10 protein-coding genes are annotated in these 11,990 nt (G+C 55.4%); 4 read left to right on the forward strand and 6 right to left on the reverse strand.

What is annotated here, in order from left to right; all coding sequences use genetic code 11:
• Positions 1 to 779: 779 nt before the first annotated feature.
• From BLW03_RS20860 to BLW03_RS11585, 4 genes are all read right to left on the reverse strand, one after another.
• Positions 780 to 2,027, reverse strand: a complete 1,248-nt coding sequence (locus BLW03_RS20860; protein WP_074654202.1) for a pentapeptide repeat-containing protein — start codon at positions 2,025 to 2,027, stop codon at positions 780 to 782.
• Positions 2,028 to 2,174: 147 nt separating this feature from the next.
• On the reverse strand, positions 2,175 to 2,705 hold the full coding sequence (locus BLW03_RS11565; RefSeq protein ID WP_139285180.1) for a hypothetical protein: 531 nt from the start codon (positions 2,703 to 2,705) through the stop codon (positions 2,175 to 2,177).
• Between the two features lie 369 nt (positions 2,706 to 3,074).
• Positions 3,075 to 3,341 (reverse strand): hypothetical protein, encoded by a 267-nt coding sequence (locus BLW03_RS11575; protein ID WP_083350485.1) that lies wholly within the window; start codon positions 3,339 to 3,341, stop codon positions 3,075 to 3,077.
• Positions 3,342 to 4,103: 762 nt separating this feature from the next.
• Complete coding sequence (locus BLW03_RS11585; protein ID WP_074654210.1) at positions 4,104 to 4,922, reverse strand: DUF5677 domain-containing protein; 819 nt, start codon at positions 4,920 to 4,922, stop codon at positions 4,104 to 4,106.
• 115 nt (positions 4,923 to 5,037) lie between these two features.
• Between BLW03_RS11585 and BLW03_RS21345 the strand changes: the two genes are divergently transcribed.
• Positions 5,038 to 5,241, forward strand: a complete 204-nt coding sequence (locus BLW03_RS21345) for a helix-turn-helix domain-containing protein (RefSeq protein ID WP_074654212.1) — start codon at positions 5,038 to 5,040, stop codon at positions 5,239 to 5,241.
• Between the two features lie 435 nt (positions 5,242 to 5,676).
• On the opposite strand, the gene BLW03_RS11595 is transcribed toward BLW03_RS21345, so the two are convergent.
• Positions 5,677 to 5,853, reverse strand: a complete 177-nt coding sequence (locus tag BLW03_RS11595; protein ID WP_074654214.1) for a DUF3606 domain-containing protein — start codon at positions 5,851 to 5,853, stop codon at positions 5,677 to 5,679.
• Between the two features lie 1,661 nt (positions 5,854 to 7,514).
• Here BLW03_RS11595 and BLW03_RS11600 point away from each other — a divergent pair.
• The 3 genes from BLW03_RS11600 to BLW03_RS11610 are packed head-to-tail and all read left to right on the forward strand — an operon-like array spanning position 7,515 to position 9,785.
• The gene (locus BLW03_RS11600; protein WP_074654215.1) at positions 7,515 to 8,330 is read left to right on the forward strand and encodes a TIGR04255 family protein; all 816 of its coding nucleotides are present in this window, start codon (positions 7,515 to 7,517) and stop codon (positions 8,328 to 8,330) included.
• The gene (locus BLW03_RS11605; protein WP_074654217.1) at positions 8,308 to 8,943 is read left to right on the forward strand and encodes a hypothetical protein; all 636 of its coding nucleotides are present in this window, start codon (positions 8,308 to 8,310) and stop codon (positions 8,941 to 8,943) included. Before BLW03_RS11600 ends, BLW03_RS11605 begins: the two co-directional genes overlap by 23 nt.
• Entirely contained in the window at positions 8,940 to 9,785 is an 846-nt protein-coding gene (locus BLW03_RS11610) for a hypothetical protein (protein WP_074654219.1), read from the forward strand. Before BLW03_RS11605 ends, BLW03_RS11610 begins: the two co-directional genes overlap by 4 nt.
• Positions 9,786 to 10,227: 442 nt before the next feature.
• On the opposite strand, the gene BLW03_RS11615 is transcribed toward BLW03_RS11610, so the two are convergent.
• Positions 10,228 to 11,871, reverse strand: a complete 1,644-nt coding sequence (locus BLW03_RS11615; protein ID WP_074654220.1) for a TIGR03118 family protein — start codon at positions 11,869 to 11,871, stop codon at positions 10,228 to 10,230.
• Positions 11,872 to 11,990: the final 119 nt, after the last annotated feature.

Below are 11,990 nucleotides of genomic sequence, written 5' to 3' on the forward strand. Positions count from 1 at the left end.
GCGGTTGCGTTTAGTGCCGCCGCTTGACCCGGTGATGCCATGGTGTCTCCCGATGCGGCAATCATAAAGCAGGCGGGAGCAAATCGAGTCCAATCCGATGGCCACTCGAGCGGGCTATCCACCGCCTCCAGCGGTTCCGGTTCAGGCCAGACGCACTATCCGTTCGACCTAGGTCGTATCGGCGGAGGGCGGGAAGATCCCTAAGCAAACACGGTCGCAGACCAGCCCTTCACCAGTCAAGCGCAACGCTGAAGAATGGATGACACCCACTTTGGGACGGTCCGAAATCAAGGTAAGAGAAGCGTGCTGAAGATCAAGCTTACGAATGCACTTGCGATCGCGCTCATCTACGCAATCTTGAAGCACTTCGCGTGACCCAGCCGAATGCGAGTGCAAGTCGAACCATGATGTAAAGCAGCCATCTGATGGTTCAATGTCAGTCGCTATGAGGACTACACCGTGCTAAGGCCTCTATCCGTTAAGCGACTGGCGCGGCATGGAAACACACAAGCGTTCCGCTTACACATATTGACATCCATGAAGCAGGCACGTTGGCAGTCCGGACCTGTGCGGCGATGATCTGGCAGAGGCGATATCTCCAATACGCTCTAGCGAAACGCGGGATCACTCAGGCCGCGCGTTTCGCGCGCTGACAGCAGACGCACGAGTCGCCGAAGTGTACTGCCTCGGCGAATTAGCGCTCCGTGGGTTATTTCAATGCGGACGGCAGTCCTCACTTTCAGACAAGCCTTCAGGCAAACGAAGCGTTGCGTGCACACTCAGCGGGAAGGAAGCATTTCGCAATAAGGCTTTTGTTCCAGCCTGTCCTTGACCGGCGTAGCTTCTGAAAGCTCAAGCTCACGGACTCTGAGTTCTCCAGCTCTGTCCACAATGATTGGTGAAGTGCAGCTTTTGGACCTTAGAGCGCTGTAGTCCTTCTCTGATAGATTGACGGCGCCGTTCTCCCTAGCGAACCTCACGAAATCCGCAGACATTGCGGCGTCACGGATATTCGCGTATTTGATTGAAGCAAGTTCGCGCCAGTCCGCAACGCGAGACAGATCAGCGCCTGAAAGATCAGCGCAGGTGAGGTCAACGCATCGCAAGCTCGCCTCAGACAAGTTGGCTTGGCTCAGATCTATGAAATAAAGATTCAGGTAAGAGAGATCAGCTGTTGAAAGATGCGCCCTACTAGCGCTGTAGATGGAGAGAATGTTCTGGATTCTCATAGCGAGCTGCAGACGCGCTGGCCCTAAATCAATAAAGGTTTCTGGCCGTCTATCGGCGCCTCCGACTTGAGCGTACTTTGACGGTATTGTATCTCTCGAAAATTGCTGAGAACTCGGTGGCTGAGGTATCTCGTCGTTCTGCAGCCTGCGAGGTGGCGGCCCGGTCATACTTCCCTGCCTCTGCATAAGTTGCGATTCCTCCCCCTCCAAGACTTCAAGCACGTATGACAGCGATCCGCGTTTGCTGTTGCCAGCCTCGCCGAAGAAGAGGGCAGTCGCTTTTTTCTCCTGTGTTGTTTGCTTGCGATCACCTGGTCCCCCGGTGGCTTCGGTGATCAATGTGACAGCAGCTCTGCTGGCCAAAACGTCGCGTTCTAGAGACGCGGCATCCCGGGCGTCGGAGCCGCTGAGAAATGTTCCAGCGGCGACATCCGCAATAGCTTCGTCCCGCCCCTTACCCCAGAAGGTCGACAAACTAAGAAGCCCAGCGACGTTTTGAATGCCGTCTTTTGGTCGTTGACTAGCGCTGGCGATCGCGGAGTTGAACAGTTCCGTGTCCTTTGCCTCTGACTGAGTTCTCTGAATCTGGACGGTTGAAAACCCAATCATCAGCGTTAGAGCTGTGGAGACAATCGGCCAAAAGAGACGTGTAAACTTTCCTACCCGCGAAACTTCCGACTGAAGCTTCGCTATCTCCAAATCCTGTCGAACTTCAGCGCACCTCTGCGATGCTAGTTCACCCAGCAGCTTCGAAACTTCCAGCATGGCTTTCTGTTGGTCCAACTCGGGATTGGTCATGCGCCACAGCGTAAATCAAGGCGCGGGGATTCGAGAAAGAAAGTGTGAGGCTACGTTTACCTTCACCGTCTACGCGCTTCTGGCGAGAGGAGGTGATTTGTCTGGTTGCCCTCAGCGACACGCGCGGGGATTCCCGTATGCGTCACCTCAACGGAACATCAAAGATCCCATTGAGAGGCAGAAGAAGACCAGACCGGCGAAAAGCAGCACAATTGAGATTCTCAACAGGGTTCCAGACCACAGAAATCGCCTATCGCGCTTGATCTCTTGCCGCTTCGCAAGCTCTTCGTCAGAAGGAGATTTGCTAGAGCTCGGGCGGTTTCGGGAACGCCGCCGTAAAGCGGTCAGGTGATATGCCAGGCTGTCCGCTGCGGCGTAGCGATGGAGCAGCGAAGCCCCGGCCGAAAGTGCCGTACTTGTGAACGCTAGCGCAAATAAGGCGCTAGTGCGCTGCGCAGGGGTAACTTCTGCAGCAGGAACATAGAGCTTGAGCCAGACAGCGCCGAGCCCCGCAATCATTAGGAGGGAGAGACGCAGGAGCTCTGCCGAGTATCCCTGATACCCCTCATTGATTTTGAGATCAAGCTCGAAAGCCTCTTTGTTGATCGCAACTTCCCCAAGGCGCTTGCTTGACTGCCGAGAGGGATCTGGCGCAGCCGTAGTCACAGGATTATCCATTCACAATAACTCCCAGGGTCCGCAGCATCAATCTATGCCGTCGGAACCCAAACTATCAATCGAGGACGTTGCTAGACGAAGACCATCGATCATCTCGGCCTGTCTCGCAATTCTTGGCCTCGGCATCCTCCAGCTTCAGCGGATCAGCCTTCCGTGGGCGCTGTCTCAGTTGTCATCGTCGACGATGACAGTCATGCTCTGGCCACTCGCTAGTTGCAATATTTGTGCTTGATTCTCGCCGCCTATATGGAGATCAGTGAAGATCGCATCGATTCCGTGTCTCGTGATCGTTCTAGCCGCACCATGCGCATATATCACTCGAAACCCGGCCTTAGTGCGAAGGAACGTCGTGGCTGCCATGCCCGCAGCCTACCACTTCGCTCCCAGCGACACCTTAGCGAACTGGTTGTTGTCCAGGATCATCTTGAAGCCGCCGGCGCCGTTGCGGATGCCAACTGCGATTCCCTGCTTTGCGGCCAGATCCTTCATCGCGCCGCCGCGCTGGGCCAGGGCTTCGATCTTCTCCGGACTCGCGAAGGTCAGGTCACGCATGCGGTGCTCTCCTGTCAAGTCGCTGAGGGCGACACGCCAGACCAGGCCCTCACGCCAGAAGCGAGCATAGACGTTGCGGGTCACCGCGGCCTCACATTTCGCGCAACGGCGCTCACGCCACGGATACGGCGGCGGAATGCTGCTCCGGCACCTGCAACAGATCTTCCCCCGCTCGCGCTGACGAGTTGTAGATGCACGCTCGCCCCCCATGACCAGAGCTTAGGCGAAAGGGAGGCGAATATATAGCCACAAGATGTGGGGGCTGTGGAAGCCGCTTTACCAACTCGGACGCGTGGACCAAGGGCGCTTAAAGGCGTCGACGAACCTTATTGCAGCGCCTTCTTCTATGTCGATGGACAGTCGATACGAGCCCTTTAGGTGATTGATTGCCTCTATCATCCCTGGCTCGAGTGCTTCCGTCATCTGCAGCGTTCTGACGATTTGACCGATCGCGGTAGGAGTCGGGTGGCGCAGAACCATTCGCTGGCCGTCGCTGAGTACTCCTTCCACGGAGTACGTGACCAAGCTCAGTTCTCCGTCGGATTCGATGGACAGAACAAAGCAGGATTCCATCCCGCCAATGTAGCACGGAGTCCGGCGCGAAGAACCTTGCAGCCCTCTGAAGCGAATCGAAGAGGTGTGCAGCTTCGTGGTCACTGAGCTCTGCTTCGGCATTCTTCCCGGAGATGAGGTTCATGAGGAATCTGTCGGCCAGATCCATCCTGCCAACTAGCTTCCGGATCTTCACCAGTTCGCCGCTGCTGATATTCCGCGGCGGATCGTACGACTTCAGAGCATCAGGTTCTGCGGGGGAAAAAGGTGAGCTTGCAGCGCACACCTCGCCGATCAAACCAATCCTAGCTCCGCGCGTACAAGCTGTTCATCAAAAGCATTCTCCGTAAGGGGCAGAAACTGCGCATAGGTGATCTTAGAATCTAGCGAAGGGTCCGCTTGGTCCAAATTAAAACGCCTAACTAGCTTGCGTAGGATTCTGCTGTACTGCGTTCGCGCCAGCTCTAGACTTATCGAACACATCACCGGGAAGGCACGCGCTGGGAGATCCATATGGCCAGCCAAACCCGAGTGCACACTCCAACTCAATTGACGGTAGTGCTCAACGTAGTCGCTCTGCATCTCCTCACCTAAAAGGGCTACCCGGGCGTGAAGATTTAGCTCAGACCAATGATTTACCCGATCTAGCTTCTTTTGCCATATCCTCGCGGCCACACTCTCTATGTCTTTTTCGCGGCGAGTGATGAAGCCCAGATGGAGCGAAACGTCTTTCCCTCGATGTGGGTGATCTTTTGCAAAGCGGACGTGTGCTCTGGCGGCACGAAGCTTTTCTACTTCCATGTAATGGAACATCTGATGCTCAGCACCTTGTTTCAGATCCATAAGTTCAAGATCGACCGCTAGTTCGAATAAGGAGCGCGCGGAAGAAGCGATAGTTTGGAAATGAACGATATTCCGAAGCGCAAGAAGCGACTGCACATATGAATTTGCCCTTACGTGGATGAGATGCCTGCATTCCTCGCCAACCGTCTTTTTTAGGATTCCACCGAGAACGGGACTTATCTCCTGCTGATCTAAAGTGTGCAGGCTACTGAGCATCGACAGATAAAGACCGACCTGCTCAAGTGGCTGTAATTCCCCCGGATCGAGCATGCGACGAGGATACGCTACGTGCTCTTCAGCGTATACAGCATGAGCCTATGCTCCGCTGCTCTCCAGCAAGAGCTCCATGTCCAGAAAGCAAGACATGGCCGCTTGAACATGGGACATGGATATTCGGGTCAAAGTGGGGAGGCGCATTCTTCAGATGCGCCGGAATAGAGAGTGGCGCCAGACGGATCTTCGCGAACGCTGCGAGATCGGTCGCGGTCACCTTAGCGAACTGGAAAACGGTCGACGTGAGATATGCCTACTCATGATTGAGAAGCTGGCTAAAGCCTTCAATGTCACATCGGCCGAGCTGCTTAAGTGACCGATAATTCTCAAAGCCAGATGGTAGTATCCCGTGCCGTAAAGAGTTGGGGTTGGTTCGATCCTTGATCGAACCAGCCCCTTTTTTCTGCTGCTCGGATCGCGGCGTCGCCTAAAGACTACAAAGCCGTTCGTGCCGAAATCCTAAAATATTGCCAAGTCGTTGTGTACTGCAGAACAAGAGTCGTTCGTATTAACGGCTTCAGAGTGTCTGCAGTGCTTAGAAAACGATTGGTAGAGCCTTGGGTCGCTCTGGGGAGGGCGACCCGATTCTTAGCTCTACGTTTCGGCTGCTCGTGGATGTGCACTGTGGACGGCGGCCTGCGATCGAGCTAAGACATCGAATACAAATCCAGTCTTGTGGTCCATTGTTTTACAGTGCCTCAGGAGAAGCGAAAAGAGCAGGGGGATAGGCAGCTTCGCCCGCCCATTAGCATTACTTCCCAATCTCCTGCCGGATCTTGCTCGCCATAACGCCATGCTCCTTGACGAGTTCCCGCAGCTTCGCTGCACTGACGCCCAATTCCTTGGTCCAGTATTCAAGTTCGTATGACTCGTTTACGTTGATGCGGGCCCGATCTGCCGGTCCCCGATTCGACTTGTCATCTGACATGCTGTCTCCCTCAATGCTTGGCCCTATTGGGTCACAAACTGCGATGGAGTCTGGTGGCGGCCCAGTTGTATGTGCAGGAAACCCGTTGGGCATAAAACTTGTTCTAGTCGGAGCACTGCTCGAGCCATTTGTTCTCTCCCTTCATGCGAACAATAGTGGAGAGGGCGAAGCGAAGCTAGACGACATCCAGGCGAACGCCTTCGCGGACTTCTTGAGGCGATCGGCGGATTCCATGAGGGCATTTTTCCCGCCGGTACCGCGACGAAGATCGAGGTCGGCATCAGCTCGTTCATACCCATTACCTGGGAGCTCGCCCTGGAGCCGCCGAGTATGTTCAAGCAGAGCTCCCGCTTCTTCTTCCCGGTGCCCGCGTCGCCGTGCGCGACACGGCCCGTGGCCAAGCTGAAAACGGACGCTGCTTAAGCCGTTGAGTACCCGCAGCTTTCGGTCGGTCCACCCTGATCTGGTTCGTCGAGACTGCTCTGCAGGCCGAGGTAGCAAAGGGGCTCAGTTTGGCCGCCGCCGCCCACGTCTAAAGATCGACCGCACAAAAGACATGAAGCCTGAGCCTGATAGGTCGGGCTTCTTGTCTGTTTTCAGGAGCTTTGGGCTGTCCGAACATACATGGCAGGATTTCATATGAAGTACGAGGGCAGCCCATTCGGGGGACGGCTCAACGGAACTGCTGTAAGCAGACGACCTGAGAAGCCACTGCTTCCGGAGCACATCGCCAATCTGGCAGAATTTCGTCTCGCTATCGATCATCATGCGACGTCGGATGCCTGAGTTCGCTGATTCGCCACTTGAGCGCGCGTAAGGCTCTCCTGCCGCTTCCAGGTATTTAGCCGGAGCTGGCGAAGCTTCCGGTTGAACTGAAGCTTTACGGGCCTCTGCGATCGCCGTCCACGTCTCACTCGACCCTGAGATAAGCAGAAAAGCTCGATCAAACTGGATCGGGTTTTTTTGTGCAGCAACGACCTCGCTAGGAGGGTTGGTGCAGGAGAGCAAACCAGATCGAGAGGAAGAAACTTCCGGCCGCAAAGGCAGATTTGTCGCCCTTTTCGTACCGCCGTTTCCGCATCTCTAGAGACATGTATATCGTATGTTTGACCGGAAGTGAGCTCTTCCGAAGTTGGCTAAACAAGGGCATTACACCTCCCGGATCCGCACAGAAACCCTCACACCAATGGATTGCTCTCAGGGCTCACGTGAGTCAATGTTCCTCCTGCATCACAAACCCAAAGGTCGCTAGTGCGCTGCAGACCTTGGTTCGCGAGGAGATTTGACATCGCAGCATCATACTGGCCGGACCACAGAAAAGGGATTTGGCTGCAGGAGGATCCTGCAGCCTTTTTTTACCGCAGGAGTCGCGCCGGTCATTGCGAAGATGGCATCGGGCGCCGCAAAACTCCGTGGGATCGCTGCGAGACTCAACATAAGGGAAGAAAAGACCAGCCGAGGTGGGCGGTGGTCAGCAGTTTCAAGTACAGCGCGTGCTAGTTTCCAGCAGCGGCGGACGTCCAGCCCTTCTCGCCGCCTGCTAGTCGTCTTAGTACGGCAACTTCAGGCGCCCATTCTGAAAGCTAATCCAGCCGGATACAAAAACTTCCTTGTTTTACATCAGAAAGTGTAAAGTGAAGTGTAAAGTTGGATCGACTGGTATGAGCCCAAAACTATTGTTCCCTCCCATCTTCTATGCGGTCGCCGTGATCAAGTTCAATCCTGTGTTGAACATGGGCGATTACATCGTCCCTATTCAGACGGACATGCGCAAGAAGTACCCCGACTTTCAGAAGGGCGTCTCCTCTGAGATACAGATTCAAGTGAACGGCCAAAACGCCCCGACAGTGAAGAGCAATCCGGCCGAGTTGTGGGAGTTCAGAAATACCAGTCTTACGTCGGGATTCTCGTTAACGCAGAACCACCTGCGCTTCCAGACGACAGCCTACGAAGACTCTGACACCTTTGTGAAGGCGATCTTGGAGGGATTCGAGACGATACACAAACACGTGGGCTTGGCCTATACCGAGATCGCTGCTGTCCGTCTCCTAGATGCCGTCATTCCAAAGGATGGAGAGGATCTGACGACCTATCTCACACCTGGTCCTTTGGGACTTCGTAATATTCTCGATGGAGAGATCACGCAAGGTGTCTGTCAGGCAGTTTTCAAAACGCCTGCCGGCTTGGCGACGTCCCGCACTATATTGGTTCGCGGCGCTCTTGGGTTCCCACAAGACTTGCTTCCTCTGAACCTGAAGCTGAACACGCGGTTGAAGTCAAACACGCTGCACGCCGTCATTGATAATGACTGTCAGTATCAGAGTCGAATCAGCCCGATTGATACTGTAGAAATTGAGAAGAGAATCCGAGCCGCTAAGGCGCAAGCAACAAAAGCCTTTAAGAACGCTTTGACACCAGCAGCACTTGATATCTGGAACGGCATTGGAGCTAAGCATGGATCTACAACAAGACATTAGCCCAATCAGCACTGATTTTACCGCCCTCTTGCCTTCGAAGCGCACCTCTCGAGCAGTCACGAGTGTGATTCTCGTGGGCGCGATGGGCGCTACAGTCCTAGGCGTCGGCAATTCCATCACCCTAGCCACCATAGGCGGCGTGAGCGATGCAAACATACGAGTTGTAGCTCAAGACCTATCCAGCGAGGCGGAGTCCGATGTTGAAAGCGCGCTTGCGCGCATGGACCTAGAAGAGGTGCGGTCAGCGTTTCAGGTGAGCATGACCGATCTGGCGCTTCTATTTGGCGTATCACGTACAGCTCTCTACGGTTGGTTCCAAGGGAAGAACACCCAACGCAAGCATGCAGAGAGACTTCGGGATCTCCTGAATTATGCGGCCGAGATCCGCAGTAAAGAGATCGCCCGTCTAGATTTGTTGATGAAAGTTCCGTTACTGGGCGGCAGTTCATTCTTCGACCGACTCCGCCAGGACGAGAACGTGCCTGAGGCTCTAGATGCATTGGTGCACCTTTCCTCAGATCGGATGCAATCGGTGCGTGCCCGTGCAATTTCGACGCGACGGCCAACGCATGAGATAGAAGATGTGTCTACGGGATTCTCTGAGCTGGAGTGACGAAAGCAGCCAACGCGAGTGCTTCCTCGATCCCGTGTGCGTGGACGACAGCAGAATGGCGGCAAGGCGCAGCGCTCACCCGTGAAACTGCTTTAAGGCTTTCTCTCATCGATCCGTCCCGGACGGATGAGGTCCCTGTCGTAGTTACACATGACTGTGACTGTTTCGCTGATGCCGAGCGCGAGCCGGAGGTCGAGATTATTGTCTGCACAGTCTTGCAAAAGGCGGACAGCGGTTTACGGCATACCAGGAGTGCACGAAGACTCCATTTGAGAATAGCCTCTCAGGATGCATATCTTGCACTTGACGCGCAGCGGAAGCTCTCGCTGGCCAAGCGTGAGCTAGCTAGCGAGGAACCAGACAAGAAATGGAAGCTCGCTGACGGCGAACGGAAAGAGTTGGCTCGATGGCTCGCTTCGCGATACAACCGTGCCTCCTTCCCAAATGATCTTGTAGGCCAGCTGAACCGCATCTATAAGGAATTCAAAAAGTCCGCCGAGCAACACGGTCAAGATGTCTTAGGAATTTACATGGCCTTTGATCCACCAGGCGAACTGGAATCCCCAGGGGAAGAATGCTACGAACTGTCGATCACCGTGGTCTATGACGCGTACATCCTATCGGCGGTTGACGATGCCGAGAATCTGCGAACCAAGATCGAAGAGATGTTTCGAGGCGAGTTTTTCGATGGAGAAATTTGGGTTGGGATTGAACTCAACCGGTGTATTGCCGTCCCAGACACTGACTTCACGCTGAGGGAAGTGCGCACGAGCTTCTTATACAACTTTGATTATGTGAGTTTCGCTTCCGGTCTATCGTCTGCCCTCCCTCCAACGCACTGAAGGGTTCGAGAGGACTTCGCTGACCTGTGACGCAAACTTCCTCGAAAAAGTTAAGGTTCATCTTGGGGGTAGGTTTAGGGGTAGATGATGGATAGTATACTGTAAACCGCACAAAAACATGCACTTACTACGCTATTCGAATCCCCCACTCTCCGCCAGTTCCTCCTTGAAATTCGCCAGGATACCGAAAACGTGCGTCGATCAGTATCGACGCGGGTTTCTTTGCTGCGGACTTCCCCCGTAACAGTTGCAGCGCCACTCTACGGTCCGATGAATGCAACGGGTAGCCTTCGAGGTAGCCCTTTCCACCGCGGAAGTCGAGCTGCCTGCTGAGTTCGCGCTTCTCTGCACACTGCGAGGATGGAGTGAGCGGAACGAGCGAAGCCCTTGCCGGGAACTGCGGTAAGGGCTTCCTGCTTCTCGGTGATGCTGCGTGTGGTTGTTACTTGATTGTGAGAGCCATGACGGTCTGTTGCGAGACTGCCCCGGCGGTTGCGGTGAACGTTACGTTGGAGGTTCCTGCCGGCGTTACGGGTGCGGGTGTCGTGCTGGTTTGGGTTGTGCTGTAGCCTCCGCATCCGCCGGCGGCTGCGAAAGAGAGCATAAGAACCATCGCAACACAGGCCAGACGTACCGTCATGACGGAGCGCCGCTTCCCGATGGCGAGGAAAGAAGCAAACGGCAGAAGGGCCGCGACTACGATGCCGGACAACATGCCAGGGCCATGCATCGGGCTCATATTTGCTGTCTTGGTATTGGTGGTGATCGTCGCCGTCACAATGGTCGGCGCCGTGGATGAGACGCTGGCTTGTGCTGGTGAAAAGCTGCAGGTGGCATTCGCGGGAAGGCCTGTGCAGGCCAGTGACACGTTGCCCGTGAAGCTGTTCACGGGTACGACGCTCAGTTGAACCTGCGTGCTGCCGCCTGCGGTGATGGTGGCTGACGGATTGGCCGTGCTGAAACCAATCGTGGGAGTCGCTCCTGCGGTGGTTGCATTGGTGATGCCGGCCAGCAATCCATGCTGTTCTTTGTCCAGGCCGGCTGTGAAGTAGACGGTGCTTGCGTCGCCACCGCCGACTGCGGTGGTCCCGGTGACGGGGGCAGCGCCGGGAAGCAGTTCCCACAGGCTGGCATACTGCAGCGGCTTGCCCGTACCGTCCACCAGTTGACCCAGATAGGAGAAAGTCTTTGGATCGAAGACATTGATCATGCCATCACCGAAGTTTCCGATGAGCAGGTCGTTGGAGAAGACGCCGAAGTTAGCAGGGGCGAAGGTAATCCCCCACGGTGAGTTGAGGTTGCCACCTGTTGCCACGCGGCTGACGAAGTTGCCGGCCGTGTCAAACACGCTCACCACGCCGTTGCCGGGAGCGTTCACACTCAGGTACGGAACCGTGGTGGTACGCAGCGCGTAAGCCACGAATACCTGCGTTCCGATCACATGCACTGAGAAGGGCGAGTAGCCTGCGGGCAGCGTGGGGTCCGTGAAGTTACCCGCGAGCGCCGTGGGTGCGAAGTTACTGTCGTAGACCTCAATCTTATTTCCCACGCCGAAGTTCGCTGCAAGGATGTAGCTCTTGCTGGTGACACCGGCCGTGGCGATGTTGAGAATGGCGAGTCCCGGATAGGAAGCGCCTGCTGCCTTGTTGTTGACCGATATGGTGGAGATTGCGCCTTCCGTTCCCAGCTTGCCGTTCCAGCCGGAGATGGTGCCATCGAGCGTGGAGAAGATGAAGCTGGCCTTGGTGGCATTCGCCAGCAGCATTCCAACAGCGCCACCCGTCGTTACGGAACCGGCCGGTAGACCCGGAGCCGTGTTGGGTGCGGTTCCAGTGGGTACGATCACCTTGAACGCAACGGTCCCGCTGGCCGGGACGACGTAGTTGTAGCCGGTGCCGGCGGCACTAATCCAGAAATTACCGCTGGCGCTGATCGCCCAGGGATTCTTGAAGTTTGCGTCGGTATTGGTGGCTGCAACTGAGCCGTCAGACAGTAGATTGGTTACCTTGTACGACTGCGCTGCAGCCGGAATAACGGCGGCGAGCACAGTCACAGTGTGCAGAACAGCCTTACGAAGAAACTGCATGGGAGCACCTTCTCTCTCGCACCTGGCGATGTGAGAAGGCTATTGAGAGGGGAAGGGCGAGATGTCCCAATCTTGTCTCGCCAAGGTCATTTGACCGTCACGTCGCATCGCCTTGTGAC

Source organism: Terriglobus roseus, from assembly GCF_900105625.1.
Classification (GTDB): domain Bacteria; phylum Acidobacteriota; class Terriglobia; order Terriglobales; family Acidobacteriaceae; genus Terriglobus; species Terriglobus roseus_B.